The 26849-nt window shown below is 59.2% G+C and carries 23 protein-coding genes and 1 other RNA gene; 11 read left to right on the forward strand and 13 right to left on the reverse strand.

All coding sequences use genetic code 11. The annotated features are described in order from the left end of the window. Positions 1-13: 13 nt before the first annotated feature. Genes acuI through K3J57_RS07945 form a run of 4 tightly spaced genes read right to left on the reverse strand, consistent with a single transcriptional unit; the run spans position 14 to position 3634 of the window. Positions 14-1006, reverse strand: coding sequence for an acryloyl-CoA reductase (gene acuI / locus K3J57_RS07930; protein WP_259790547.1), 993 nt, complete (start codon positions 1004-1006; stop codon positions 14-16). Positions 1007-1048: 42 nt separating this feature from the next. After that, a complete protein-coding gene (locus K3J57_RS07935; protein WP_259795346.1) occupies positions 1049-2179 on the reverse strand; it encodes a dimethylsulfoniopropionate demethylase in 1131 nt (376 codons plus the stop codon). 33 nt (positions 2180-2212) lie between these two features. Further along, positions 2213-2845, reverse strand: a complete 633-nt coding sequence (locus tag K3J57_RS07940) for a DUF1326 domain-containing protein (RefSeq protein ID WP_055191758.1) — start codon at positions 2843-2845, stop codon at positions 2213-2215. Between the two features lie 24 nt (positions 2846-2869). Further along, positions 2870-3634 (reverse strand): DUF2182 domain-containing protein, encoded by a 765-nt coding sequence (locus K3J57_RS07945; protein ID WP_259795347.1) that lies wholly within the window; start codon positions 3632-3634, stop codon positions 2870-2872. Between the two features lie 167 nt (positions 3635-3801). On the opposite strand from K3J57_RS07945, the gene K3J57_RS07950 reads away from it, so the two are divergent. The 7 genes from K3J57_RS07950 to K3J57_RS07980 all read left to right on the forward strand — a co-directional run bounded on the left by K3J57_RS07950 (position 3802) and on the right by K3J57_RS07980 (position 8672). Then, complete coding sequence (locus K3J57_RS07950; RefSeq protein ID WP_259795348.1) at positions 3802-4518, forward strand: FadR/GntR family transcriptional regulator; 717 nt, start codon at positions 3802-3804, stop codon at positions 4516-4518. Between the two features lie 213 nt (positions 4519-4731). Beyond that, the gene (locus K3J57_RS07955) at positions 4732-5376 is read left to right on the forward strand and encodes a DUF1287 domain-containing protein (RefSeq protein ID WP_259795350.1); all 645 of its coding nucleotides are present in this window, start codon (positions 4732-4734) and stop codon (positions 5374-5376) included. Beyond that, positions 5377-5754: a transfer-messenger RNA gene (ssrA, locus tag K3J57_RS07960) on the forward strand. It abuts the gene before it with no gap. Positions 5755-6112: 358 nt separating this feature from the next. Then, positions 6113-6649, forward strand: a complete 537-nt coding sequence (locus K3J57_RS07965) for an SspB family protein (protein ID WP_259783424.1) — start codon at positions 6113-6115, stop codon at positions 6647-6649. 221 nt (positions 6650-6870) lie between these two features. After that, the gene (gene fumC / locus K3J57_RS07970; RefSeq protein WP_055191746.1) at positions 6871-8265 is read left to right on the forward strand and encodes a class II fumarate hydratase; all 1395 of its coding nucleotides are present in this window, start codon (positions 6871-6873) and stop codon (positions 8263-8265) included. A gap of 3 nt (positions 8266-8268) precedes the next feature. After that, positions 8269-8448 carry a DUF4169 family protein gene (locus K3J57_RS07975; RefSeq protein ID WP_259790567.1) on the forward strand — a complete coding sequence of 60 codons (180 nt, stop codon included), beginning with the start codon at positions 8269-8271 and terminating at the stop codon, positions 8446-8448. Beyond that, complete coding sequence (locus tag K3J57_RS07980; protein WP_055191742.1) at positions 8445-8672, forward strand: ribbon-helix-helix domain-containing protein; 228 nt, start codon at positions 8445-8447, stop codon at positions 8670-8672. Before K3J57_RS07975 ends, K3J57_RS07980 begins: the two co-directional genes overlap by 4 nt. A 33-nt stretch (positions 8673-8705) precedes the next feature. Here K3J57_RS07980 and K3J57_RS07985 read toward each other — a convergent pair whose 3' ends face one another. The 4 genes from K3J57_RS07985 to K3J57_RS08000 all read right to left on the reverse strand — a co-directional run bounded on the left by K3J57_RS07985 (position 8706) and on the right by K3J57_RS08000 (position 12654). Next, positions 8706-8897, reverse strand: a complete 192-nt coding sequence (locus tag K3J57_RS07985) for a hypothetical protein (protein WP_259777840.1) — start codon at positions 8895-8897, stop codon at positions 8706-8708. Positions 8898-9122: 225 nt separating this feature from the next. Continuing rightward, entirely contained in the window at positions 9123-10505 is a 1383-nt protein-coding gene (locus K3J57_RS07990; protein ID WP_259790569.1) for a cytochrome P450, read from the reverse strand. Further along, positions 10505-11752 carry a hypothetical protein gene (locus K3J57_RS07995; RefSeq protein WP_259794884.1) on the reverse strand — a complete coding sequence of 416 codons (1248 nt, stop codon included), beginning with the start codon at positions 11750-11752 and terminating at the stop codon, positions 10505-10507. The genes K3J57_RS07990 and K3J57_RS07995 overlap by 1 nt, the downstream gene beginning before the upstream one ends. Positions 11753-11901: 149 nt before the next feature. After that, entirely contained in the window at positions 11902-12654 is a 753-nt protein-coding gene (locus tag K3J57_RS08000; protein WP_259775343.1) for a cytochrome c biogenesis CcdA family protein, read from the reverse strand. 115 nt (positions 12655-12769) lie between these two features. Here K3J57_RS08000 and K3J57_RS08005 point away from each other — a divergent pair, with 115 nt between their 5' ends. Further along, positions 12770-13009, forward strand: a complete 240-nt coding sequence (locus K3J57_RS08005) for a sulfurtransferase TusA family protein (RefSeq protein WP_055192471.1) — start codon at positions 12770-12772, stop codon at positions 13007-13009. Between the two features lie 100 nt (positions 13010-13109). On the opposite strand, the gene K3J57_RS08010 is transcribed toward K3J57_RS08005, so the two are convergent. Then, positions 13110-16202 (reverse strand): ribonuclease E/G, encoded by a 3093-nt coding sequence (locus K3J57_RS08010; protein WP_259795351.1) that lies wholly within the window; start codon positions 16200-16202, stop codon positions 13110-13112. 835 nt (positions 16203-17037) lie between these two features. Then, positions 17038-19578, reverse strand: a complete 2541-nt coding sequence (locus tag K3J57_RS08015) for a penicillin-binding protein 1A (RefSeq protein WP_259795352.1) — start codon at positions 19576-19578, stop codon at positions 17038-17040. A gap of 328 nt (positions 19579-19906) precedes the next feature. On the opposite strand from K3J57_RS08015, the gene K3J57_RS08020 reads away from it, so the two are divergent. Beyond that, a complete protein-coding gene (locus tag K3J57_RS08020; protein WP_259795353.1) occupies positions 19907-21730 on the forward strand; it encodes a M3 family oligoendopeptidase in 1824 nt (607 codons plus the stop codon). Between the two features lie 75 nt (positions 21731-21805). Then, positions 21806-23125 (forward strand): isoprenylcysteine carboxylmethyltransferase family protein, encoded by a 1320-nt coding sequence (locus tag K3J57_RS08025; RefSeq protein WP_259795354.1) that lies wholly within the window; start codon positions 21806-21808, stop codon positions 23123-23125. 47 nt (positions 23126-23172) lie between these two features. Here K3J57_RS08025 and K3J57_RS08030 read toward each other — a convergent pair whose 3' ends face one another. From K3J57_RS08030 to K3J57_RS08040, 3 genes are all read right to left on the reverse strand, one after another. Further along, complete coding sequence (locus K3J57_RS08030; protein WP_259795355.1) at positions 23173-24294, reverse strand: serine/threonine protein kinase; 1122 nt, start codon at positions 24292-24294, stop codon at positions 23173-23175. A 210-nt stretch (positions 24295-24504) separates the two neighbouring features. After that, a complete protein-coding gene (locus K3J57_RS08035) occupies positions 24505-25200 on the reverse strand; it encodes an SMI1/KNR4 family protein (protein WP_259795356.1) in 696 nt (231 codons plus the stop codon). A 39-nt stretch (positions 25201-25239) separates the two neighbouring features. Beyond that, positions 25240-25509 (reverse strand): DksA/TraR family C4-type zinc finger protein, encoded by a 270-nt coding sequence (locus K3J57_RS08040; protein WP_055191724.1) that lies wholly within the window; start codon positions 25507-25509, stop codon positions 25240-25242. A 124-nt stretch (positions 25510-25633) separates the two neighbouring features. Here K3J57_RS08040 and K3J57_RS08045 point away from each other — a divergent pair, with 124 nt between their 5' ends. Beyond that, entirely contained in the window at positions 25634-26809 is a 1176-nt protein-coding gene (locus tag K3J57_RS08045) for a dipeptidase (RefSeq protein ID WP_259795357.1), read from the forward strand. Positions 26810-26849: the final 40 nt, after the last annotated feature.

The raw sequence follows: 26849 nt of genomic DNA on the forward strand, positions 1-26849 counted from the left end.
GCCCCGCGCCGTGTCAGCCGTTCACATCCACAACAACACGCCCCTTGACCTGCCCTTTCAGGATATCTGCGCCCAGCGCAGGCAGATCGTCCAGTTTGGCCGGGTGGATCATCGCCTCAAGCTTCTCCATCGGCAGGTCTTTGGCGATCCGTTCCCAGGCGCGCAGGCGATTGTCATAGGGCTGCATGACCGAGTCGATGCCCAGCAGGTTCACACCGCGCAGAAGGAACGGGATCACCGTGGCAGGCAATCCGGCACCGCCGGCAAGCCCCACGGCAGAGACGGAGGCACCGTATTTCATCTGCCCCAGCACACGGGCCAGCATGTCACCGCCCACGGCATCCACGCACCCGGCCCAGGTTTCACGCTCCAGCGGACGTTTGGTGGTCTCATTCAGTTCTTCCCGCGGCACGATGGTCGTGGCCCCCAGAGATTTGAGGTAATCTGCCTGATCCGGGCGACCGGTCACGGCGGCAACTTCATATCCCAGATTTGCAAGGATCGCGGTGGCAACCGAGCCTACCCCCCCGGCAGCACCGGTGACCAGCACCGGGCCATTGCCCGGCTTCAACCCGTGATCTTCCAGCGCCATCACAGCCAGCATTGCGGTGAACCCGGCGGTCCCCACGGCCATCGCCTGACGGGTGGTCAGACCTTCGGGCAGCGGCACCAGCTTGTCCGCGTCAATGCGCGCCTTCTGGGAGTAGCCACCCCAGGTCACTTCGCCCACACGCCAACCGGTCAGCACCACCTTGTCGCCGGGTTTATAGCGCGCATCGCCCGACGCCTCGACCGTCCCTGCGTAATCAATGCCCGGCACATGCGGATAGTTGCGCACAAGCCCACCGCCTTTTGCAGACAGGCACAGCCCGTCCTTGTAGTTCACGGTGGAATACTCGACGGCCACGGTCACATTGCCCTCAGGCAGGGCATCCTCACCGATCTGCTTGATCTGTGCAGCCGCCAGCCCTTCGCCGTCCTGTTCCATTACCAGTGCTTTAAACATCCTCATCTCCTCATCTCGTGGCCTCATGTCAGAGGCATCACCTTATATCCAAAAAGTATCGTATACCGTGGCCGCGCGGGGGCCATCCGGGGTGATCACATCCAGCTCTGTCCCGCTCTCCCAATGGGTCATGCGCACCATACCGATGGCGACACCGGTGTTGAAATCAGGGGAGTTGGCAGCCGAGCTCACCTGCCCCACCTGCCTGTCCCCATCCATCAGCGGCCAGGCCCGGTCACAGGGCGGAATGGGCGTGCTGCCCCCGCCCCCGGTGTGGATCTCAATCGCGCGCACCTGCTGCACCGGGCCTTCCTTGGCCACACGCAACAGCGCATCACGCCCCACACAGCCCAGCGCGCTTTGGGTCGCGCAAAACCGCCCGAGACCGGCCTCATGCGGGGTGTTTTCACGGGTCATGTCGTTGCCGTAAGACAAAAGCCCGCCTTCAACGCGCTCAATACCATTGGGGCAGCCTGCATGCACGTCCATGCTCTTGCCCGCCTCCATCAGCGCATTCCACAGCGGCATGGCGATGTCAGAGCCGTCCACATAGATCTCAAACCCACCCTGCTTGGAATAGCCCGACCGGGCCACCACCAGCTCACGCCCCTGGAACGCCAGCCGTTTGTAGCGGAAGAACCGGATATCGCGCACCGCGTCGCCAAAGACCGCCGCAGCCAGATCGTCCGATTTCGGCCCCTGAATGGCGAGCGGTGACACATCCGGTTCATCCACCAGCACATCCAGCCGGAACCCATAGGCCAGCCCCTTGACCCAAAACAGCAGATCACTGTCGGCAATGGAAATCCAGAACCGGTCCTCGTCCAGCTTCACCGCCACCGGATCGTTCAGCATCCCGCCGGTCTCATCCACCATCGGCACATAGAAACATTGCCCGTCCTGCATCTTGGACAGGTCGCGCGGGGTGAGCATCTGGATCAGGCGGGCGGCATCGGGGCCCCTCACCTCAACCTGACGCTCACAAGAGACATCCCAGACCTGAACGGCCTCTTTCAGGTGGCGATAGTCTTCCTCCACCGACCGAAACACGGTCGGCAGCAGCATGTGGTTGTAAACCGTATACCCTTTGACCCCGGCGGCTTCGACACCGGGGGAAAAAGGCGTGCGCCGCAAACGGCGGGACGGAGAGATCAGCGGGGCATTCTGTGCCATGGGTCGCGCTCCCTTGACGTGAACCCAGCCGCCTTAGCGACCGGGGCCTTTCCAATCAATCTGGCAGATTTCGGCGGATTTCCCGTCGAAGTCCCAGACCCGTCCAAAGGCACGCACGCGGGCCTCATCGGCTTTGGCCACGGTGATATCCGGCCCCATCCAGTAATTGGTATTGGTGATCACCTGATCAGCCCCGCCCTTGCCCGGAACCGGGGTCACGGACCCGCGAATGGCTTTGCCGACAATCAGGCGACGGGTGTTGCCTTCGGTCTCAAACGACACCGGTGCGCGTTCGGCGCCCAGAAACTCGCTGACCAGCATTTTAAAGAGCCCGGTGGTGCCTTTGGCCGCCCCGGTGAAAATGTGGCAGAGCGCCTCAAACGCATCATCATCCGCGCGCTCGTCGATATAGGCGGCGGCTTTCCAGTTGCCACGCGCCATGCGCCCGGGGATCTCCAGCAATAGCCCCACATTCAGCCCCGACAGGTCCACGCCGCCATAATTGCCGCTGTCGATGCGGATGCCCGCCCAGCCCATGCAATAGCCTTCTGTCGGCGGGTGATCCCCCAGGCTGACCACACAGGGGCAGAACACCGTGCAGTTACAGTTGAGGATCAGCTCTCCCTTGATGGCCCATTCAACTTGGCCGATTTGCGTCCCGTCCATTTCTCTCTCCCTTTCTTGCGCGCCCTAGATCAGGGTCAATGCGCCATTGGTGATCACCGCAAGCCCCAGGATCGTCAGTCCCCAGCCCAGCGGTTTGGTGATGTAGCGGCCAATCTCTGGCAGCTTTTCGAAAATCATGATCAGGGTGGCGAGCCCCATGAAGGCGATGTTCATCACCCCGCCCACAAAGCCAAGCAGCATCAGCGCCCAGCAACAGCCAAGGCAGACCGCCCCAAGGCGCAGGCCAAGCGAGACCGCGTTCCAGCGGCTTTCGCGCCAATACTGCATGTAAAAACTCATCGGATGGCGGCATTTCGACAGGCAGCTCTCTTTCAGGGATGAGAACTGGTAAAGCCCCGCCCCCACAAGCAACCCACCGGACAGCCAGGCCGACAGGCTTCGCCCCAGCGGTGACAAAAGCCCCGCCTGAAACAGCACCAGCTGCGCGCCCGCCGCCAGCAGCGAAAAGCCGAGCCAGATCGCGAGATAGCCCGCAATCAGCTCACCAAACCCCTGCCGACTGGCCGCACCAGACGCAATCATGTCATCATAGGTGGCCAGCGCAGGCAGTGCGGTCGGCGCCATCATCGCCGCGGACATGATCATCCACATCAGCGCAAGCCCCCAGAACCCGGCCTGATCCGGCGACACGATACAAAGCGAGCGCCAGAACTCGGCCCCATAGATCTGGGCCATCTCCATCTGGTCAGACGGCACCGCCATTGCGTAAAGCACCATCCAACCCAAGGCGACCAGCCCGAACAGCGCCAGCCAATGGGGCGCTGCCATCTGTCGTATCCTTTCGGCGATCTGCATCGGGACCTCTTCTGACTCGAATTGTCTTACATTTAAAACTATGCCCATCATTCAATTGTCTGACAAATGAATTTTACCGCCCCAAAAAGTGACGTAGCGTCCAGTTGACCCGGACCGGCATTGCCCCCTAAACAGTTTACATGAGTGCGAGCAAACCCACCCCGCAAGACCTTTCGGCGCAGATTGCCAATGACATTCGCGATGCAATCATCGCGGGGGAGCTGATTGTGGATCAGCGCCTGCCGTCCGAGGCAGAGCTGTCTGAGCAGTTCTCCGTCTCGCGCCCGACCGTGCGCGAAGCTCTGAAACGGCTGGCGGCCCAGAACCTCATCCGCACCCAGCGCGGAGCCACCGGCGGGGCCTTTGTAAACCGCATGTCGTTTGAGGATGCGTATGGCCAACAGATCACCACCTCAACGCTGCTCTTGTCGATGAACGAGGTGAGTTTCGAGACCGCCTGTGAGGCGCGCTTTGCGCTGGAACGCGCCTGTGCGCCGCTTTCGGCAGAGCGCCGCACGGCCGATCACCTTGCCACCATGCGCGCCGAGATCATGCGCCAGTCCCAACCGGGCCTCACGGACGAAGCCTTCTGCGCCTCGGACGTGGCCTTTCACCGGGCGCTGGTGGATGGCGCGGGCAACCCGGTTCTGTCTTACCAACTGGCCGGCGCGGTTGAGGCGATGCAGCCGCTCATGAACATGATCACCTATACGCAGCGGGATCGGGATCGGATCATTGCCCTGCACACGCAGATCGCTGATGCCATTGAGGGAAGGGATCAAACCGAAGCCGATTCTGCTCTGGGCAAGCTTTCGCAATATACGGTCGAGTTGGGGCGGAATCGCCTTTCGGCCTGACGCAACCCGAAAGAAGTCATCACTTTACGCTCCTGTCGCTCTGCCTGCGGATGGCAAAAAGCAGCCAACACCTCCACTTTATGCCCAATCGATTGGCAAAGACCTGTTGCTACCGCCTAGCATATTGGAATGAAAAAGTTCTTAAGTCTGTTTGCTGTTGGCCTATTCGCGTGGAGTGTTTGGACCGTCACCCCGTTTCAAACCCGTCTCATCGTGAATGGATATCTTCGCAATATGCTGGGCATTTCTTTCCCAGCGCAACGCTTTGACACAGAGGCCCAGCAGACGGCCTCGGATACGGTCCCCCAACACACGCAATATGAGATCCCGGTCTGGACGCAGCAATTGCTGCACTCCGCGAGGTCTCAGGTCGGTGTGACAAGATACTATGATGGCCGTTATGCCGCGATTGGCTATCCCGGTGGTGATATTGACCGCAAAACAGGGGTCTGCACGGATGTTGTCATACGCGCATTGCGCGATGCCCATAACATCGACCTTCAAGTTGCTATTCATGAGGACATGAAACGGGCTTTTTCCAGCTATCCGAAGAACTGGGGGCTGTCCCGGACTGACCGAAATATTGATCACCGGCGCGTCCCGAACATTCAGACCTATCTGGCGCGGCAAGGGTATTCATTGCCCATCTCCGACACAGCACAAGCCTATCGGCCGGGTGACATCGTGACCTGGACGGTCAGCGGCTCCCTTCCACATATTGGCATCCTGTCAGATAAAATGGATCCTACAGGCCAGCACCCGCTGGTCATTCACAATATCGGAGCCGGCACGCAGGAAGACAATATCCTGTTTTCCTTCCCAATCACCGGACATTATCGCCTTAATCCCGGCACCTGACCCCTTTTCAATTCCGTCTGCACCCCTTACATATGATCTGTCCCCTCGGGGACTATGGACATAAACGCGCTCGTAATAAGCGGATCGGACCCGGGGGCGGTACCCGGCGCCTCCACCATAACACACTCAGGGGCATCCTTCGTTTGGGGAACACCTTGATATCGTGGGGGCGAAATAGGATCGACGGACGTCTAAAGGGGTTAGCTTTGTTTCGGTGAGATACCACCGTTATCGGTTCACTTAAGCTAGTTGCAAACGACAACAAAGCTCCGGCAATGGCTCTGGCTGCGTAAGCAGTTCGGGTCGCCGAAACTTAAGTCCTTATGCCTAGCCGCGTAAGGCGGGGTTCGCAGGTACCTGGCAACAGAAACCTGCACTTTTCCCTGCCTGTTGCCCAAACATACGCTGGCGCTTCTCCTGGCGGGTGAAACCCTGACCTGAAGCGGTTCAACTGCATCCGATGACAAAGGGGATCAAACCGCGGCAGGAGAGATCAGTAATCTGGTTATAACGGTATAAAAATGCGCCTTAGCCATACCCATAAACGGTTTATAATCAAAGGGATTATTGCGTTTCGCCAAACTGTCACAGGCCCGCGGTTCAGCACAAAACCAACCGTTGTGACTTCACAAAGATTTTTCGTTCAACGCTTTATTTCACCGAAAATTCGCTTATGCTCGAACCACGAAACATCCCTGATACGATGGGCCAACCAAGGGTGAGACAAGGGTGAGAAATGTCCGGTTCAATTGACTATGGAAACCTCATGCATAACGCCATGCGCAGTCTGATCCGGACCGTGCTGGAGGATGTGGCACGCAACGGCCTGCCCGGGCAGCACCATTTCTTTATCAATTTCAACACCCGCCACCCGGAAACCGAGCTGGCGGACTGGATGTATGACCGGTTTCCAGAAGATATGACCATCGTCCTGCAGCACTGGTTTGCGGATCTGGAAGTGGGCGAAGACGGGTTCAACGTGACCCTGAATTTTGGCGACTCACCCGAGCCGCTATATGTGCCGTTTGATGCGATCAACACATTCGTGGATCCCTCGGTGGAGTTCGGATTGCGGTTCGAAACACAGGACAGCGAAGAGCATCACGCCAATCTGCATCTGGCAGGTGAGGATGATGATGTGTCCGGTGTGGATGAGGCTGATCTGTCACCTGCATGTGGCAAGGCCAATCCAACCGATGCGGAGGACGAGGCCGATGATGATGCGGCCCATAAGGACGCTGAAGTGGTCAGCCTCGACAGTTTCCGCAAATAACATGGCGCCCGGCGTCACGCCGCCCTCGCACCGTCAACCAGCAGCCATGGCCCGCAATTTGGGCCCCCATTTCAGCTGACAGGTCGGGTCGCCAGCGGATAATTGTGCACAATTGCATGCAATGTTGGCGCTACCTCTCCCCTTTCCCACCTCTGCCCCATTGAATTTGGTGCGTATTCGGGTAGAAAAGCGTCGGTTTCTTTTGAAAAAAGGCGCATGACATGACCGAGACCCGCACTGAATCCGACAGCTTTGGCCCGCTCGAAGTTCCCACAGACAAATATTGGGGGGCTCAGACCCAACGCTCGCTGATGAACTTCCCGATCGGCTGGGAAAAGCAGCCCGTCGCCATCGTGCGCGCTCTTGGCGTGATCAAACAGGCCTGTGCCGAAGCCAACAAGGCATCCGGCAACATGGACCCGGCCATCGCAGACGCCGTTATCCAGGCTGCAAGCGAAGTTGTGGCCGGCAAGTTTGATGACAACTTCCCGCTGGTCGTCTGGCAGACCGGGTCCGGCACCCAGTCGAACATGAACGCCAACGAAGTGATCGCCAACCGCGCCATCGAAATCATGGGCGGCGTGATCGGATCGAAAGATCCGGTGCACCCGAACGATCACTGCAACATGGGTCAGTCCTCGAACGACACCTTCCCCACTGCAATGCATATCGCCACCGCCATGTCGGTGCGTGACGTGCTGCTGCCGGGGCTTGAGAAACTGCTGGCCGGGCTTGAGGCAAAGCAAGAAGAGTTCAAGGACATCATCAAGATCGGCCGCACCCACACCCAGGACGCGACCCCGCTGACCCTGGGCCAGGAGTTTTCGGGCTATGCCCACATGATCCGTCAGGGCATCGCGCGTGTGAAAGCTGCGCTTCCCGGCATTTACGAACTCGCTCAAGGCGGCACCGCCGTCGGCACCGGGCTCAACACCAAGCAAGGCTGGGGCGAAGAAGTGGCCGCCAATATGGCGCGCATCACCGACCTGCCCTTCGTGACCGCGCCGAACAAGTTCGAAGCGCTGGCCGCCCATGACGCCATGGTGTTCATGTCGGGCGCCTTGGCCACCGTGGCCGGCTCCTGCTACAAGATCGCCAATGATATCCGCTTCCTGGGATCCGGCCCGCGCTCGGGTCTGGGTGAGCTGATCCTGCCGGAAAACGAACCCGGTTCGTCGATCATGCCGGGCAAGGTGAACCCGACCCAGGCCGAGGCGCTGACCCAGGTGGCCGCCCATGTCATGGGCAACAACGCCGCGATGACCTTTGCCGGTTCGCAAGGGCATTTTGAACTCAACGTCTACAACCCGATGATGAGCTACAACCTGCTTCAGTCGATCCAGCTTCTGGGCGACGCAACCGACAGCTTCACCGAGCGGATGTTGAATGGCATCAAGGCCAATGAGCCGCGCATCGACAAGCTGATGAAGGAAAGCCTGATGCTGGTCACAGCACTGGCTCCGACCATCGGCTATGACAATGCCACCAAAGTGGCCAAGACCGCGCATAAGAACGGCACCACCCTGAAGGAAGAAGCCATCGCCCTCGGCTTTGTTGATGAAGAAACCTTCGACGCCGTGGTCCGCCCGGAACAGATGATCGGCCCGAAGGCCTGATCCATGAAACCGGTCAACCTGAACCGGTATCGAAAAGAAAAAGCGCGGGCCCAACAAAAGGCCCGCGCAGACGAAAACGCCGTGAAATTTGGCCGCACCAAAGCTCAAAAAGCGGTGGAGAAGGCCGACAAAGACCGGGTGATCCGCCTATTTGACGGCCACAAACGGGAGGATGACACATGACCACCCGCCCGCAAAAACATTCCCTCACCTTACATGGCCACCGCACATCCGTGTCTCTGGAGCCAGAGTTTTGGAAAGCGTTTCAAGGTATTGCCAAAGAACGCGGCCTTGCGCTCAACGCTCTTGCGGCGGAGGTGGATGAAACCCGCGGTATGGATCGCGGGCTTGCCTCGGCGATCCGTGTCTATGTGCTGACCCATCTGCAAAACAAGGCCGCCCGTTAAAGGCCAGCCGGTTCTGCCCCGTCTTCTGCCCCGTCACCTGTCCTTCGGATAAAGTGCGTTTCTCAGCTTCTCAGCCCGCAGCCGTTGCAGACGCTCTTCTTCGCTGAGGGTATTATCCTCCCCATCCGGTTTGAGAACATCTCCGAACATCTCTTCCAGCTCATCGCGGGACACAGAGCTGCCCGGTTCCCCATCAGAACAATTCTTCTTGCGCCGGTCCTTCATGGCTCCCCAAACCTCCCATCCGGATCCCCGTTCAGAAGATCCCTCTCTCGACATGTTTCTCCACATCCCAGACCCTCCTCATTGGATATTGGACCAAATACAGGTCAAGATTAAGAGGTGGATCCATGCAAATCTCGGGGAAATTCCGGCCACACTCCCCCTGCCGGGTCAGAAACAGCCAAGAGCATGGATTTTAACCTGACAACCAAAAACACCCGATACGCGTCAGGATATGGCGCGGGGGACCAGTTTCAACCAAATCCCATCTTTGCCCCGAACGGTCAGGTGGGCCACCGGCATGGCCGGTTTTTCCTTCACGATTTCAAAATGATAAGCCCGCACCAACAGCGATAGGATCAACGGCCCTTCTATCATCGCGAAAGCGGATCCCGGACAGACCCTCTGCCCCGCCGAGAAGGGATAATAAGCCGCCCGCATGCTCTCTTTGCCGTCGGGGGTAGAGAACCGCGCGGGGTCAAACTCATCCGGCCGATCCCAGATCCGCTCGTGGCGATGGGCATGCCAGGGGCTGAGCACAATCTGGCTCCCACGGGGCACGTTGCGCCCTCTGAACTGCTCGGGACAGGCCGCCTCTCGCACCATCATCGGCACCGGAGGATATAGCCGCATCGCTTCCCGAAACACATCTCGGGACAGTTTCAGTTTCGACATGACCGAGAAATAGATCTTCTCCGGATCAATTGCCGTCAAGGCTTCCCGGGCCACCCGCTCCTGCCACTCAGGGTAAAGTGCCAGCAGATAAAGGGACCAGGCGAGCGCCGAGGCGCTGGTTTCATGCCCCGCGAGGAAGAAGATCGCCACCTGATCCACCATTTCATCCGTGTCGAACCGCTGGCCCGTTTCCGGGTCCTGCGTGGTCATGATTTTTGTGGCAAGGTCATCGGGCGCGGTCCCCGCCTCAATGCGCATCATACGCTCTTCTGTCAGCCGGGTGATCAGAGCGCGAATGTCGCGCGCGGTTTCACGGGTCTGGCGCGAATGAAAGCGTGGGAACCATTTGGGCAAGGGCAGAATGGCCCCGAGATTGACCACGGGCTGCGCGCGCTGGTGGTCCTTGAACCGGTCAAAGACCGCACCGGCCACCTCATGTTCGATCGGGATCGAAAACAAGGTGCGAAAAATCACATCTGCCGCGGCATGGCTGGTTTGCAGTTCAATTTCAACAGGTTGCCCATTGGCAAGCGGGGCAAGCCGCGTCACCGCTGCAACGCCCGCATCCCACATGGCAGGAAACACTTCGCGCACCCGCCCGCCTTCAAACGCCGGATCAATGATGCGACGTTGCCGCTTCCACGTCTCGCCATTGGTGATGAAAACCGAGTTGCCCAATAGCGGCGCAAGACCTTCACGGATTCGGTCAGATTTCGGGAAATCATCCGGCCGCCCTTTCAGGACCAGATCAATCAGCTCCGGGTCATTGCACATGAAGCTGCGGAAAAACGGCGTGCGAAACTCAGCCATCCAGGCGCGATACAGCCGCGCTGGCTGGGCGGACAGAATATCTTGCCGAAACAGCTTGGCATAACGGCGCAGCGATACGCGCCCGGATCGGGCGGGGGGTTTGGGGGGAAGATGCGGACAGCTCATCACGGTTCCATACTGGTATATTTCGATATGGAACGGTCGATACGGCTGCCCGATGGCTTTCGGTTTTTATAACGTTCAGAAAGGCTTATCGGGCCGGCCGTGATGCGAAAATAGTCGTAATCCCGTGGTCTGTCAAAGGCGCAGAGATATTGGAAATGCAGTCGGAAAAACCGCCATCTCAACGCCTTCCAACGCGCCGGAGACAGGGTCTGTGTGAACGCCGCGGAGAACACGATCGGCCAGCGTTTGCCCGTTTTGGGCGCCACGCCCGAAACCGACACCGGATCGCACAAAGCAAAGGCACAGCCATCCCCCGGCGCCGTCACGTCGATCCAGGTGATCTGGTCTGATTGGCTCAATGCATGAAGATCGCGGCGCAGGCGCCAGGCCTCGGGCAGAAACGACACCATCGGCACCACTTGCCCAAGCGTCAGAAAACCCAGCTTCGGCCCCCCTTCAGCCACGCGCCCATCGCGCAGCAGATCCGCCAGGATCGACACGCCCAGATGTGCGCCAGAAGAATGACCAACCACCAGAACCTCGTCCACATCACTTTCCAACGCAGCACCGACCTGCCCCGCAAACGCCGCAATCCGCGCCTCAAGATCCGGTGGATTGGCCCCTTTGGTCGCCGCTGAGTAACTGTAATCATGCATCAGGTAATAGACGTATAACTTGCTGTCGATCCTGCGAAACCAGACAAGAACCGCGAGGACAGCCGCGCTCCCCATAACCGCCCCCACACTGATCGCTGCAACACCGCCAATCACTCCGCGCAGACCCAGTGTGATCAGCCCCGCAAGCACCCAGGCCAGCAGAAGCGCCAGGATCAATTGCAAAAGCAACATGCCCACCGGGTAAAGCGCCGCTATCACCGGCCCCTTGCGCAATCGCATCAACCGCCCAAGCGCGCCTGAGCTGATATAAACCCAAGCCGTGCGGGCCATCATCAGATAGGTGCGGGGAATATTCAGATCCATGCTGTTGCGGACAATGTCGGACCAGACCAGAACATCAAACTCGGCCTCGGTCTCCGCTCCGTCCATACGCGACGTGACCTGCCAGCCATAAGTGTCGCCGCCCTGACGGCCGATCAGATCCACCTCATAGCCGGACACCGCCCCCTGACGGGCACTTTCCTTACGATAGAGCTCACGATACCGACGGGGATGAATAGGATCGTAGCCGGGAATATAAAACACCCGCCGCCTGCACACATCCTGAGTGTTTGAAAACTCTGCGACCATCTCCCGCACCCCTGCTTTGCCCAGAAGATAGCGGCGGATTTGGGCCAAAGTAAGCCCCGGACGCCGCTTTCCCCACGCCCCCTTGGCTTTTTCTTGCTTTAAATACCTCGGGGTGAGCGCAAAGCGCGAGGGGCAGCGCCCCTTCCGGCCTAACCCAAACTTGCCAGCGCCGGGAAGGTTTCCAAAAGCCAATAGGAAAAGGCCGAGAACCCACCCGTGAGAATCAGCAGCCCGATGGTCCACAGCAACAGCCCCATCACCCGCTCAATCCGCTCCATATGCCGCTTCATAAAGGAAATCACCGGCCCCATGCGCGGGAAGAAAGCTGCAACCAGAAGAAATGGAATGCCCAGCCCCGCCGCATACACCGCCAGCAGGAGCGTCCCATGAGAAACGGATCCTTCTGTCGCGGCCAAGGACAGGATCATTCCCAGTTGCGGGCCGATGCAGGGCGTCCAGCCAAAGGCAAAGGCCAGCCCAAGCAGGTAGGCCCCAAAGGCGCTGCCCCCCTGGTCCCCCGCATCCATCCGCGCCTCACGATTGAGGAAGGGAATGTTGATCACACCCAGGAAATGCGCCCCGAAGATCATCACCAGAACACCGGCAAAGGTGTTGAAATAGCTCTGATTTTGCAAAAAGAACGAGCCAAAGACCGATGTGGTGAACCCCAGGAACAGAAACACTGTCGACAGGCCCAGCACAAAAAAACCGGCCGTCAGCAGAACCTTACCCTGCCCCGATTTGCCTTCGGTCATCTCCCCCATCGACACACCCGACATATAGGCCAGATAGGGCGGCACGATCGGCAGCACACAGGGGCTGAGAAACGACAGGACACCGGCCACGAGGGCCACGATCATTGCAGGCAGAAGGGCTGCATCTATGAGGTCAATTCCAAACATGATCCTCACATAGGCCAATGCGCAGGCGCTGTCACCTGCCAGATGGTCACATCCGCGCGAGAGAGATCCGCGACAGATGCTGGACAGGCAGCGCCTGGCCTTTTATGTCTCCCCCATGACCTATGATGAAACCCTCGACGCCATTGGGCTGCTCTGCCCGCTTCCGGTTCTGAAAGCCCGCAAGCGGTTGAAATCCATGCAAAACGGCCAAGTGCTTCGTCTTGAGGCCACCGACCCCGCCGCGGTGATTGACGTGCCGCATTTCTGCGCGGAACAGGGGCATGAGTTTCTGGGAGAGGCCCCTGCAAAACTTGGTGATCAGGACGTTACCCATTATTTCATTCGCAAAGGCTGACGCGAAGCAGTCTACGGATCGCAACTCGCACAGGCGGCACCCCAAAAAGAAAAAAGCCGGGCAGATGCCCGGCTTTTTCGTATCTTCGCCATTTGCGACCTTACTGGCCCAGCGACCACCAGCCTTTGCGTTTGGGCTTGGGGGGCGTGTCCTCTTTTACAGCGGTCGTTGACACCTCTTCCGTCACAGGATCTGCCACGGGCTCTGAGGGGGCTACGCTCGCCTCTTCAGACGGCGTTTCTGCGACCGCCTCGTCCGCGGGTGCGGGTGTGGGCTCCACGGTGTCGCTCACCGGCTCTGCTGCAACCACCGCCTCTGCCGAGGTTTCTTGCTCGGCACTTTCAGGCGCAGGTTCCACGACTTCTGCCGCTTTTTTCTTGCTGGTCGAAGTCGAGCGTTTGCGCGTGGTCTTCTTCGGCTTCACGTCACCTTCGGCAGGTGCATCGCTCGCCGCCTCAATGGCCTCGCCTGTCACCGCATCAGCACCCTGCTCAGAAGAGGCGACCTCGGCCTCTTTCTTTGCCTTGGAGCTGCTCGACTTTTTCCGGGTTGAGCTGCTTTTTCGCGTGACTTTCTTGGGCTTGTCTTCCGCAGGCGACACAGCGTCAGAGGCGTTTTCCGCGCGCTCTTCCCCAGCTTCTTCCACAGTCTCCCCCCCTGTCTCGGGCGCAGCAGCTTTCTTCTTGCTGGTCGAGCTTTTCTTGGTGGTTGAGCTTTTCCTGGTCGTCTTGCTGGTGGATTTGCTGCTGGTTTTCTGCGGCTTGGCAGCGTCTTTTTCTGCCTCGTCAGCCGCCTCAGCAGGGGATGCATCCCCGCCGGTATCCGCACCCTCACTGGCCGCGTCACCTGGCGCTTCGCCGTCCGATGCCTTTGCTGCCTCAGCCACGTCTGCCCCGTCAGCGTTCTCATCCGAACCGTCGGTGGACTCTCCGTTTTCGCCGTTCTCACCGTTCTCGCCATTTTCGGAACTGGAGCTGCGACGGCGACGACGACGACGACGACGCTTCTTGGGCTTTTGCTCCTCATCCCCTGAGGGGGTCGAAGCCTCTGCCGGCGCGTCCTCGGAAATCACCTCGGCCTCTTCCACCTCGTCAATCTCACTCATCAGTGAGGCATCCGCCGATACCAGCGCAGCCGCTTCCGGCACCACGCGGGTGGCGGTCTTGAACTTCTCGATGGCGAAATCGGGCGAAATCAGGAACGGATCGGCTTCGATCCGCACCGCCATGCCATAGCGCGCTTCGATCTGGGCGATATGTTCACGCTTGTTGTTCATCAGGAAATTGACGATACCAACCGGTGCTTTCACCAGCACCTCACGTGAGCGACGACGCACGCCTTCTTCTTCCAGCTGACGCAGGATATTGAGGGCCAGATTGTCGTCGGACCGGATCAGACCGGTGCCGTGGCAATGGTTACACGGCTGGGTCGTGGCCTCGATCATGCCGGGGCGCAGACGCTGGCGCGACATTTCCATCAGACCAAAGCCCGAGATACGGCCCACCTGAATGCGCGCGCGATCGGTCTTGAGCTTGTCTTTCATCCGCTTTTCGACGGCCGTGTTGTTGCGACGTTCATCCATGTCGATGAAGTCGATCACAATCAGCCCGGCAAGGTCGCGCAGACGCAGCTGGCGCGCCACCTCTTCGGCGGCTTCCAGGTTGGTCTTGAGCGCGGTTTCCTCGATCGAGCCTTCCTTGGTGGCCCGACCAGAGTTCACATCAATCGCCACCAGAGCTTCGGTCACACCGATCACGATATAGCCACCGGATTTCAGCTGCACCGTCGGGTTGAACATGCCCGAGAGGTAGCTTTCCACCTGATACCGCGCAAAGAGCGGCATCTGATCCTGGTAGTGTTTCACGTTTTTCGCGTGGGACGGCATGATCATTTTCATGAAGTCCTTCGCGGTGCGATAGCCAGCGGCGCCTTCAACAAACACCTCGTCGATCTCACGCGAATAAAGGTCGCGGATCGTGCGTTTGATCAGGTTGCCTTCTTCATAGATCTTGGCCGGGGCAACGCTTTCCAGCGTGTGGGTGCGGATCTGCTCCCACAGGCGTTGCAGATATTCATAATCGCGCTTGATCTCGGTCTTGGTGCGCTTGGCGCCCGCGGTGCGGATGATCAGGCCCGCGCCCTGCGGCACGTCGATCTCAGTGGCGATTTCCTTGAGTTTCTTGCGGTCGGTGGCGTTGGTGATCTTGCGCGAAATGCCCCCACCGCGCGCGGTATTGGGCATCAAGACGCAGTAACGACCTGCCAGAGACAGATAGGTGGTGAGCGCGGCCCCCTTGTTGCCACGTTCCTCTTTCACAACCTGCACCAGCATGATCTGGCGCACCTTGACCACTTCCTGGATCTTGTAACGTTTCTGGCGCGGTTTGCGGCGCGGACGGATGTCTTCTGAACTGTCATCATCCGCAACACGTTCGATCTGATCGTCTTTTTCGTCGGCTTCGAGCGGATCGTCTTCGTCGCCGTCATCGTCGCCATTGCCATCATCAGCATGGTCGGCGTCTTGCGCATCATTGGCAAGGTCAGCGGCCTGATTTTCGGCAGCTTTTTCAGCCACATCACCAGCATCCGCCCCCTCTTGAGCAGATGTCTCCACCGGGGTCTCTGCCGCCGGCGCGTCCGTTGCATCCTCTGCCGGTTCCGCAACCGGGGTCTCATCGACCAGATCCATCGGCGAGTGACCTTCAAGCGTGTCCGCGCCACCTTGATCCAGGTCGATCACGTCCATGCCGGACGCCGAGCTTTCCACCGGCGTCTCAGAAGGTGTTTCCACCTCTTTGGTTGCCACCGCATCTGCCGATTTGGTCTCTTCCGCTTTGGGTTTGGATTTGGAGCGGCGGCGGCGGCGCGATTTGGGCTTTTCGTCTTCCGCAGCCTGCGCCTCGGCATAGGCGCGTTCTTCTTCCAACAGCGCCTGACGATCCGCAACCGGGATCTGGTAATAATCCGGGTGAATTTCCGAAAACGCCAGGAAACCATGACGGTTTCCGCCATAATCCACAAAGGCCGCCTGCAACGAGGGTTCAACCCGCGTCACCTTGGCCAGATAGATATTGCCAGCTAGCTGACGTTTGTTTTCCGATTCAAAGTCAAATTCCTCGACCTTGTTGCCGTCGACCACAACAACGCGGGTTTCCTCCGCGTGGGTGGCGTCGATAAGCATCTTTTTAGCCATATTGTCTTTCTGCACCCGTCATCAGGCGCACGTCCCGGCCGATCTGGCGGGCGCGTGTTTCTGGAAGGGTGGCTTGTCTGGGCGAAAAGTTGCGAGGGGGACAGCAATACCGTCAGGGGCGTCGGCCCCTGATCAAGTCTCTGCTCTGTCCTCACACGCATCATCGCGTTTCTTCTCCGGTGCCGGCGGCCATCCCGGTGCGGTTCCCCGCACCTCTCATAAAGGCGGTTTCCCGCGCTTTGTTCAAAGGCAGTTCCCTGCCCGGTGGCCCGCCCGGCCCCAATTATGTGCCGCCCCCAGTTGACCGGGGTGCGGCGATGTATCCGATCAGATCACGGTCGCTGTGCCGTGTAGGGTTCCGATCTTCAATTCCTGTCGTCCGAGGGGGTATTCAGCCACATATCTGGCGAACCTACCTAGCGCGACGCTCTCAGTCCGTTTCTCAGGCTTGGGCAATTTACCCCCGCGCCCCGGAGAAACCGGAAAAATTCTCGGGAAAAGCGCACTCTTGGCGGCTCTCCGTAATATGCAACATAGGTGGCAAGGGGGGGGAATGACAATGGGCAAAATGCAACGCAGCAACGCAAAACCCGATTTAACCCCGGTCACGGTCGCACGGAACGAGGCCACACCCTCTGGAAAACAGGTTCGCGCCAAAGGCGTGAGGGCACAATCAAAACACCGAAATACGTGTGAAATCACCATGAAAGAGGGGGTATTCCCCCGCTCTCCCTCATGATTGGCGACCCTTTTCGGCGGCAGCCCTTATTCGGCAACCTTTGCACGGGTCCCCGCCGCAGAGCCTCCTAAAAAAGTGGCCGAGAGGCTGAACGCCTCAATACTGGCCACCGGAAGAGAGCGAGCCGAAATCGGCTTTGCTGGGCACCACCACCTTCTCACCGGTGGATGTGGTCACCACCGAGTTCCCATCGTTTTCGCTCGGGGCGAACAGCGGCAGGTTTGACCCCATGGCAAAGCCACCGTCAAACATCACACCAAACAACGGCTCTTCACCATCGCGGAAATATTCCGCCACCACATGCTCCCCCGACGCATCATTGGGAAGACGCGCGCCGGTGAAGCGGTCGATCTTGATGAAATGCCCCCCTTCAGGCACTTTGAATGCGCCGCCGCCATATTCCTTGATCGCCTCTTTCATGAAGCTGTTGAAAACCGGGCCGCACATGCCCCCGCCCGACGCGCCGGGCATGGTGCGGGGACGATCATAGCCGATATAACAACCCGCCACGATATTCGAGGTAAAGCCCACGAACCACACGTCGCGCGCGTCATTGGTTGTGCCGGTCTTGCCGGCCGTCGGCACCGGCAGGTTCACCGTGCGCGAGGCCGTGCCGCGCTCGACCACTCCCCGCATCATCGAGGTCAGCTGATAAGCCGTGATCGGATCCATGACCCGCTCGCGATTTGACACGATCCTGAGTTCCGCCCCATCGGCAAGTTGCGGATTGGCGCAATCCACACAGTCGCGCCGGTCATGACGATAGATCGTCTTGCCCCAACGGTCCTGCACCCGGTCAACCAGCGTCGGCTCGACCCGTTCGCCGCCATTGGCAAACATCGCATAGGCCGCCACCATCTTGAACAAGGTGGTCTCTTCCGACCCCAGTGAGTTCGCTAGGAAGGGGTTCATCTCCTCATAGACGCCAAACCGTTCGGCATAGGCCGCCACGGTGTCCATCCCGATTTCCTGCGCAAGGCGCACGGTCATCAGGTTGCGCGACTGTTCGATCCCCGTGCGCAGCGGGGTGGGCCCGTAGAATTTGTTCGACGCATTTTTGGGGCGCCAGACCTTGCCGCCGCCCACCTGCACCTCAATCGGCGCGTCGATCACGATGGTTGCGGGCGAAAACCCACTGTCCAGCGCCGAGGCATAAACAAAGGGTTTGAAACTCGACCCCGGCTGTCGGGTGGCCTGGGTGGCGCGGTTAAAGACGCTGTCCTGATAGGAAAAGCCCCCCTGCATCGCAATCACGCGCCCTGTGTTCACATCCATCGCCATGAACCCGCCCTGCACTTGGGGAACCTGGCGCAAGCTCCAGCGCAGGAATGCGCCATTGTCGTCAACCAGGCGGCGCACCAGCACCACCTCACCCTGTTTCAGCAGATCGCTGGCCACGCGGGCACTGCGCCCGAGCTTGCCCGTTTCCGGGTTACGGCGACGCGCCCATTGCACGTCCTTGGCCGCAATCCAGTGACCATCCTCATCGTCCTCGACACCTTCGATGCCAATCCGCGCATCGTTTTTGCCCAGTTCCAGCACCACAGCGGGCAGCCAGCCCTCAATGTCACGTGGCATCTTTGCCTCGGCAAGCGCCGCGCGCCAGCTGGCTTGCGCCTGCAATTTATCAACCGGGATGGTCACACCGGTCGGGCGCCAGACACCCTGACGACGATCATATTTCTCAAGCCCGTCCCGCAGGCTTTTGGCCGCCACATCCTGTAGATGAGGATCCACCGTGGCCCGCACGGTCATGCCGCCGGTGAAAAACTCTTCTTCACCGAAATCGCGCGACAGCTGACGGCGGATTTCATCCGTGAAATAGTCGCGCGGCGGCAGATCCTGACGGAAGGCCGGGAAATCCCCCGCCTGCACCGAGCGCAGAGGCATTTCCAGCTCAGCCGCATAGGTGGCCTGATCCAGATAGCCGTTCTGATACATCTCACGCAGCACATAATTGCGCCGTTCCAGCGCCTCTTTACGATTGCGCACCGGATGCAACCTGGCAGGTTTTTTCGGCAAGGTCGCCAGATAGGCCGCCTCATGCGGGGCAAGCTGATCCAGTGTCTTGTTGAAATAGGTCTGCGCAGCCGCGGTCACACCATAGGAATTCTGCCCAAGAAAGATCTCGTTCAGATAAAGCGCAAGGATCTGGTCCTTGTCGAGAGAGTGTTCCAGCCGCACCGACAGGATCAGCTCCTTGATCTTGCGTTCGGCAGACCGCTCCGACGACAGTAGGAAGTTCTTGACCACCTGCTGGGAAATTGTCGAGGCCCCCCGCAGGCGCCCCCCGCGCGCAGCTTCGATCGCCGCCGCCACAATCCCACGCAGGTCAAACCCCTTGTGGTTATAAAAATTCTTGTCTTCGGCCGAGATGAAGGCCTGCTTCACCATCTCCGGGATCTCATCCGCGGGGGTGTAAAGACGGCGCTCGCGGGCGAACTCATCCATCAGGTCGCCTTCGCCTGAATAGACCCGACTGATCGTCGCGGGCGTGTAATTCGCCAACTGCTCGTGACTGGGCAAGTCCTGCGAATACATCCAGAACACGCCACCAACCACCAAGGCGCCCATAAAGACCCCTATGGTAAGGAAGGTGAAAATCGAGCCAAAAATGCCAAGTATGAATCGGACCACGCGCGCCTCCGGGTTTTGTCCATCTTCCTATAAAGGGCGCGCAGGCGGGGGTCAAAACCCAAGCGCGGGGAAAAATCGGCCAAAACACGCCCGTTTGCGCCCCGGTTGCGGTGCCCGCGCGCGCTTTCGCTCTTTTCCTTCTCCAAATACCTCGGGGTGAGCGCAAAGCGCGAGGGGCAGCGCCCCTGATCTCGCCCCTGATCTCCGCCCCGATTTCCGCCCGGATTTCTCCCGGGATATTCTCAGCTGCCACATCTTCACCGCATCGCCATTTGCATCCCCCTCTCCTCGCGCCTATGTCTTGGGGAACTGATTTACCGGAGGCCCCATGTTCCACCCCCTTCCCTTTCCCGTTCTTGATGCCAATGCCGGGTCCGGCACCGACAGTTTTGGCGAGTTGCCAAGCTGGGATCTGACCGATCTCTATGCGTCAGAAGACGCCCCTGAACTTGCCCGCGACCTGGACTGGATCGACAGCGCCTGCGCCGAGTTTGCCGAGACATATCAGGGCAAGCTGGCAGATCTCGATGCGGCGGGAATGCTGGAATGCATTCTGGCAGACGAAAAGATCACCATGATCGCCGGGCGCATCATGTCCTTCGCTGGCCTGCGGTATTATCAGGAAACCACGGATGCGGAGCGCGCGCAGTTTTTCCAGAACTGTCAGGAACGCATCACTGTCGGCACCGCCCCACTGGTGTTTTTCTCATTGGAAATCAACCGACTGGATGATGACCTTCTTGAAGCATGGTTTGCCGAAAACGCCGAGCTTGCCCGCTACAAGCCGATCTTTGACCGGATGCGCGCGCTGCGCCCGCACCAGCTCTCGGATGAGCTGGAGCAGTTCCTGCATGACAAATCATCGGTTGGCGCCGGGGCCTGGAACACGCTGTTTGATGAAACCGTCGCCGGGCTGATGTTCACCGTGAACGGGGAAGAGCGCAACCTTGAAGCCACCGCCAACCTGCTCACCGAACACGACCGCCCGACCCGAGAAGCCGCCGCGCGTGAAATCGCCCGCGTGCTGGGCGAAAACATCAAGATCTTCGCCCGCGTGCACAACACGCTGGCCAAGGAAAAGGAAATCGAAGATCGCTGGCGCAACATGCCCAGCCCGCAGATGGGCCGCCACCTGTCCAACCATGTGGAGCCGGAGGTGGTCGAGGCGCTGCGCAATGCCGTGGTCGCCGCCTATCCGCGCCTGTCGCACCGTTACTACGAGCTCAAACGCAAATGGCTGGGCCTGGACGTGATGCAGGTCTGGGACCGCAACGCGCCCTTGCCGATGGAAGATGACAAGCTGGTCGATTGGCCCACGGCAGAGAAAATCGTGATGGAGGCCTATGGTGATTTTGATCCCCGTATGGCCGAGATCGCCAAGCCGTTTTTCACCGATGGCTGGATTGATGCAGGCGTCACACCGGGCAAGGCGCCGGGCGCTTTTGCCCACCCCACCGTGACCGACGCCCACCCTTACGTGATGCTGAACTATCTCGGAAAACCCCGTGATGTCATGACCTTGGCGCATGAGCTTGGCCATGGCGTGCATCAGGTTCTGGCGGCGGATCAGGGGGAACTTCTGTCCTCCACCCCGCTGACACTGGCGGAAACGGCATCCGTCTTTGGCGAAATGCTGACCTTCCGCAAACTCCTGTCCGAGGCGAAAACCCCGGCCGAGAAAAAGGTGCTGCTGGCCGGCAAGGTCGAGGACATGATCAACACCGTGGTGCGCCAGATCGCGTTTTACGATTTCGAATGCAAACTGCATGAGGCGCGCGCGGGCGGCGAACTCACCCCCGATGATATCAACGCGCTGTGGATGTCGGTGCAGGCGCAAAGCCTGGGCGACGCGTTTGACTTCATGGAGGGCTATGAGACCTTCTGGTCCTATATTCCCCACTTCGTGCATTCGCCCTTCTATGTCTACGCCTACGCGTTTGGCGATGGCCTCGTAAACGCGCTTTATGCGGTCTATGAAGAAGGGGATGCGGACTTTCAGGACAAGTATTTCGAGATGCTGAAAGCGGGGGGCGCCAAGCACCACAAAGAGCTGCTCGCCCCCTTCGGGCTGGATGCGTCCGACCCCAAATTCTGGGACAAGGGCCTTGCCATGATCGAAGGGTTCATCGACGAACTTGAAGCGATGGAGTGAGGCACCTTTTAAAAAACGTGCCAAATGTCCAACCTTTGCTAAGATACCCTGGAGGAGCGGCAAAGGTTGGACCCCATGACCCTATCACATAAGACAGCCCCGCCGAGATCCGCCACCAGCCAATGGACCGTGCTGCTGGGGCTGTGCGGCTATTTCGGGGCACTTTACCTGCTGCGGGGATCTCAGCTGAGCCGGGTTGAACTGGGGGCTGCGGCCATGGTGGCCACCGCGCTGCCAATGCTGTTGCATGAAGTGTTTATTGAACGCAGCTATCGGCGCAGCTCGTCCGGATTGACAGGCTTTGCCGCCCTCTCCCGGACAGAAATCGTCTGGGCACGTGTTGGCGTCAAACTGATCGGCCTTGCTGGCACATTATCCCTGATTGCACTCTTTTATTGGTTGTTTCCCGAATACCACCGGGATTTTTATCAGCCCTTCTGGACCGCCTGCCGCAGCTATCTGCCGATCCTTCTGGCCTTGGCGCTGCCCTATTTCGCGGTGATTGATGCGCGGATGCAGTCGCCGAAAGACGGGTATTATCACGCGGGTCTGCTCTTTCTTTTCCGCCTGGGCAGGGTGGATCGCGCGGCCTTGCGAGATCATGCGCTTGGGTGGCTGATCAAAGCGTTTTTCCTGCCGCTGATGTTTGTCTACTTCAGTGCCAACGCAACCTCACTGGTCACGATGGATCCCTTTTCCGCCACCGACAGCATCCGGGCGGGGGTCAATTATATCTCTCGGCTCAGCCTTGGGATTGACCTTGCTTTTGTCAGCATCGGCTATGTGCTGACCCTGCGCCTGACCGACAGCCATATCCGCTCGCCCAACCCGCTGTTTTGGGGCTGGGTGGTCACGTTGGCCATGTATGTGCCGTTCTTTTCGGTGATCGGGCGCAAATATCTGGAATATAATGACGGCATTGGCTGGCTTGACATGTTCGGTCCCGATCAACAGGGCTGGGTCCTGCTCTGGGGCTTGGCAATTGTGCTCAGCAAGCTGCTCTGGGCCTGGTCCAACATGTCCTTTGGGATCCGGTTTTCCAACCTGACCCATCGCGGCATCATCACCAACGGGCCGTTTCGCTGGTTCCGCCACCCATCCTATTTCTTCAAGAACATTTCGTGGTGGCTGCTGGCGGTGCCGTTCTTTTCGCTGGAAAGCCCGCAAGAGGCGCTGCGCAATTCCCTGCTGCTGATGGGGATCAACCTGATCTATTACCTGCGCGCCAAGGCGGAGGAGGCCCACCTGTCACAAGATCCGGTCTATGTGGAATATGCGCTGTGGGTGGAACAGCACGGGGCGCTCAGCCTGCTGCGAAAGGCGTTGCCTTTTCTGCGTTATCACCCGCCTGCCGCCCTGACAGATCCGGTCCCGGCCACACAATCCGGGCAATGAGGGACGCGCACGCCCCCCATCCAACAGGCGTTTTCTGGCGCAAAACCTTAAAGATTTGGGAAATAATCCTCACATTCCCCATCACGATAGACATCCGCAGTGCAGCAGTGCAGGCCACCTCCGAAGGCATAGGCGTCGCGCAGCTCAACCTCGACCACTTCCATACCCAGCTTGTCCATCTGCTCCGCCTGATAGACTTCGGACTTCTCGACACAAACCGTTTTCGGGTCCAGCACCAGCACGTTCATACTGAGCCATGTGGAGGAATAACAGAGCGGCGGCGGGGTGTTGTGGGCCGGTTGGGCCGCGTCCACGATCTCCCATCCGTTCTTCTCAAACATCCCGCGCTGCTCGTCCGGCAGGCGGCGTTGCGGGTTGTTCACAATCAGCCCCGGTCGCAGCGGGGTGAAGGTCGCGTCGATATGGATCGGATAGGGATCCCCGGGGAAGTTCACCGTGTGCACGCGATGATCGGGGAAGTGACGGCGCAGCCATTCGATGCCCTTCAGATTGGTGGTGAACCCGTGCTGCACCACCAGATCACGGCCAAAGCGCAACACGTCCGCCGCGTCAAACAGCGGCTCTTCCTCGGTGGTGACAAAGAACTTTTCCGCCGCCCATTCCAGCCGCTTTTCCACGCCGATTTTGTCCGACAGGTAATCCGGGTGGTAATCGGCATCGGTCAGGCGCGGCTTTGGCGCGGCTTCATGGCGGAAATTGGGGTCCTCTTCCCAGTATTTCTTGAGCAGCGGGCGATAGTTCAGATATTCAAACCAGCGGCAGCGATAGGACATGGTTGCCTCAAGCATCTCATGGCCCACGGTCAAGAGCACATCGCGCGGCGGCATACAGCCAAACTGGCTGTCGGTGTGGAAATCCGGGGTGGTCACGGGTTGCGAGTGGTCAATCGACACCGGGCGATCCACGCGAATGCCACGCGCGCGCAGTTGGTTGGCGAAATTGTCCAAAAGCTCATTGGCGCGGTCAATGGTTTCCTGCGGACGACGGCCCCACTGTCCACGCATGTCGCTATCCTCGGGCACTTTCGCGTCCAGAGCGGGCTCTTCCGGCGGAATATGGCAATCATCGGCGCGCCCCACGATCACATGGCGCAACGTATCCCATTCATTCCAGCTTTTGACTTCAGTTTTTTCCGGCGACCAGGCCATGTATGCCTCCCTCAAACGACTATAGGCGGGGAGACACAGGCGGGGCCCTCAATCTCCCGATTGAAAGTCCCGGCGTACAGGAGCGTAAAAAAGGAACCGGGGCCAACCCCCGCGGCGACGCCATCGCCATGTACCTTCACGTCAATTTAGCAGCACGCGTTCTGATATGGAAGTATACGGGCCTTGTTTCTCTTCCCGAAAACACAAAACTTAGCGCCGGAACAAAGCGGCGAGTTTCCCACGAACTCCAGAGGCGCGCCGTCGTTGCTCACCTGCCACCTTCCCCACGGCTTCCCAATCATCCGTATCCCCCGGAAGCTTCTTTGTTTCGGGCTTGAGGTTCCCCTCGGCATCATAAAGGGACAGCTGACGTGGGATCTCACTTCGAAGGAAGTCTGCAAACGACACCCACCGTGCACCCAAAAGGTTCGCTTCTCGATGGTACATCTCCACTTCCCCCATGGAGGAAAGGTAGAGACGGCCCTGCGAATACCACTCACCATCCATCGCCCCAATGCCCAAATGCCCGTTAGGAATATAGTCAGGACGCTCATGGATATTCTGATAGGACAGACTGATCGGTTTTCCGACAAGAAAGTCGGTCCTGTCAACGGACCCGAAAGTTGCTCCGTGCAGGCTAAGCTTTCCAAGCCAAAGGCCATTCGAGTTCTGCAAAAACTCTCGGTAGGGAGCGGGGATAAAGCGATCGCATTCGGCTTCTGCCGCCTCTAACCCGTTCTCATCCAACCCTGGGTAAAACTTGGCAAGATAGGCATAAGGTGCCACATGTGGAACGTGGCCGGTATGGAATGCGCCACGCTCGGTCTCTCTATACCCCAATGGGTCAAGCGTTTCTCGAACCTGGGCGGAAAGCTGTTGGAACAATGCTGAAATATCGTTTGTCACTGGCGACTCGGTAACTTCTAATGATTGAAAATAGTGCACTTACTTCAACTGGCTGTCTTTTGACCCCCGCCGGTTGATACCCGGACGCTGCTTGAACGCCGCGTCGCGGTCACGTACGCAGTCGATGCAGAGCTTCACACCGGGGATGGCCTCGCGTCGGGCCTGGGGAATTTCCTCTTCGCATTCCGCACAATGGGTAAAGCTCTCCCCCACCGGGGACGCCTTTGCCCGCATCCGGGCCAGTTCATCCGACACCGACGCTTCAATCTGTTCACTGACTGCGCCATCGCGCGCCCATCCACCAGCCATGAGGATCTCCTTTCCCTTTCAAATCTACCCCACAACCGCCGGCATTCAAGCCGGTTTCCGCCGGGTTATCATTGGCAAACGGCGCCCCTTTGCGGTTCAATCGAAAAAACAGGGAGTAAGCGGTATGAAATGGGTCAAGCGCGGGCTGGCGGTGGTTCTCGGATTTATGGTTCTGGCGGGGGCCGGATTTCTGATCTTTGCCCCGCGGATGGCAGATCAGGCGATGAACCCGGTGAATGACCACGCCCCCTACCCCATCTCAGACGCGGCTCGGGCATTGCATCAAAGCCTTACCATCGGGGACTGGCACGCCGACAGCCTGCTGTGGAAACGTTCGCTGCTGGAGCGTCATGACTATGGCCATGTGGATCTGCCGCGCCTGCAGGAAGGCAATGTGGCGGTGCAGGTGTTCACGGCGGTGACCAAAAGCCCGTCTGGTCTGAATTATGACGAGAACGCAGCAGATGCCCGCGATGACATCACGCTCCTGGCCGTGGGGCAGCTCTGGCCGCTGCGGACCTGGAGTTCGATCCTTGAGCGCGCGATTTATCAGGCTGAGCGGCTGCATGGGTTTGCAGCACAGGCCCCGTCCGATCTGCGGGTGGTCCGAACCCTTGGCGATTTGGAGGCGGTGCTGGCGGCACGCGCCGAGGGCGCCGATATGGTGGCCGGTATTCTTGGCGTCGAAGGGGCACATCCCCTTGAAGGCAAAATGGAAAACCTCGACCGGCTGGAACGCGCCGGATATCGCCTGATCGGCCTTCAGCATTTCTTTGACAATGAACTGGGTGGGTCGCTGCATGGGCAGGGCAATAACGGGTTGACCGATTTTGGCCGTCAGGTGGTGGCTGAGGTCGCCGCGCGCGGGATGGTGCTGGATCTGGCGCATTCCAGCACAGAGGTGGTGCGCGATGTGCTGGCCATGACCGACATGCCGCTGGTGATCAGCCATACCGGTCTGCATTCTCATTGCCAGACCAAACGCAATATTCCTGATGACCTGATGCGGCAGGTGGCGGCCACCGGCGGTGTGATCGGCATTGGATATTGGGCAGATGTGACCTGTGATGACAGCCCGGCGGGAGTGGCCGCGGCAATCAGGGCGGCAATCGCTGCGGTGGGAGAGGACGCGGTATCCTACGGGTCGGATTACGATGGCACCGTGCGCGTGGGGTTTGACACGTCGGACCTTGCGGCCTTGACACAGGCAATGCTGGATGCCGGGCTGAGCGAGCGTCAGATCCGCAAAGTGTCCGGGGAAAACATGCTCCGCGTTTTGCGGGCGCGCCTCCGCCCCTGATCCTGGCCCTGATCCTGGCCACAAATGAAAAACCCGCGCT

Origin of the sequence: Aliiroseovarius crassostreae, assembly GCF_025137635.1 — a bacterium.
Classification (GTDB): domain Bacteria; phylum Pseudomonadota; class Alphaproteobacteria; order Rhodobacterales; family Rhodobacteraceae; genus Aliiroseovarius; species Aliiroseovarius crassostreae.

Bases quoted from the DNA above. Each gene is read 5' to 3' on its own strand.
- K3J57_RS08000 (WP_259775343.1), bottom strand. From the start codon at position 12,654: ATGTTTGGAATTGACCTCATAGATGCAGCCCTTCTGCCTGCAATGATC.
- K3J57_RS08040 (WP_055191724.1), bottom strand. From the start codon at position 25,509: ATGGCTGGTGGATGGGCGCGCGATGGCGCAGTCAGTGAACAGATTGAA.
- K3J57_RS07950 (WP_259795348.1), top strand. From the start codon at position 3,802: ATGAGTGCGAGCAAACCCACCCCGCAAGACCTTTCGGCGCAGATTGCC.
- K3J57_RS07990 (WP_259790569.1), bottom strand. From the start codon at position 10,505: ATGAGCTGTCCGCATCTTCCCCCCAAACCCCCCGCCCGATCCGGGCGC.
- K3J57_RS07980 (WP_055191742.1), top strand. From the start codon at position 8,445: ATGACCACCCGCCCGCAAAAACATTCCCTCACCTTACATGGCCACCGC.
- K3J57_RS07945 (WP_259795347.1), bottom strand. From the start codon at position 3,634: ATGGCAGCGCCCCATTGGCTGGCGCTGTTCGGGCTGGTCGCCTTGGGT.
- acuI (WP_259790547.1), bottom strand. From the start codon at position 1,006: ATGTTTAAAGCACTGGTAATGGAACAGGACGGCGAAGGGCTGGCGGCT.
- K3J57_RS08005 (WP_055192471.1), top strand. From the start codon at position 12,770: ATGACCTATGATGAAACCCTCGACGCCATTGGGCTGCTCTGCCCGCTT.
- K3J57_RS07995 (WP_259794884.1), bottom strand. From the start codon at position 11,752: ATGGTCGCAGAGTTTTCAAACACTCAGGATGTGTGCAGGCGGCGGGTG.
- K3J57_RS07985 (WP_259777840.1), bottom strand. From the start codon at position 8,897: ATGAAGGACCGGCGCAAGAAGAATTGTTCTGATGGGGAACCGGGCAGC.
- K3J57_RS08025 (WP_259795354.1), top strand. From the start codon at position 21,806: ATGACCCTATCACATAAGACAGCCCCGCCGAGATCCGCCACCAGCCAA.
- K3J57_RS08020 (WP_259795353.1), top strand. From the start codon at position 19,907: ATGTTCCACCCCCTTCCCTTTCCCGTTCTTGATGCCAATGCCGGGTCC.
- K3J57_RS08010 (WP_259795351.1), bottom strand. From the start codon at position 16,202: ATGGCTAAAAAGATGCTTATCGACGCCACCCACGCGGAGGAAACCCGC.
- K3J57_RS08045 (WP_259795357.1), top strand. From the start codon at position 25,634: ATGAAATGGGTCAAGCGCGGGCTGGCGGTGGTTCTCGGATTTATGGTT.
- K3J57_RS07940 (WP_055191758.1), bottom strand. From the start codon at position 2,845: ATGGACGGGACGCAAATCGGCCAAGTTGAATGGGCCATCAAGGGAGAG.
- K3J57_RS07965 (WP_259783424.1), top strand. From the start codon at position 6,113: ATGTCCGGTTCAATTGACTATGGAAACCTCATGCATAACGCCATGCGC.
- K3J57_RS07935 (WP_259795346.1), bottom strand. From the start codon at position 2,179: ATGGCACAGAATGCCCCGCTGATCTCTCCGTCCCGCCGTTTGCGGCGC.
- K3J57_RS08030 (WP_259795355.1), bottom strand. From the start codon at position 24,294: ATGGCCTGGTCGCCGGAAAAAACTGAAGTCAAAAGCTGGAATGAATGG.
- K3J57_RS07975 (WP_259790567.1), top strand. From the start codon at position 8,269: ATGAAACCGGTCAACCTGAACCGGTATCGAAAAGAAAAAGCGCGGGCC.
- fumC (WP_055191746.1), top strand. From the start codon at position 6,871: ATGACCGAGACCCGCACTGAATCCGACAGCTTTGGCCCGCTCGAAGTT.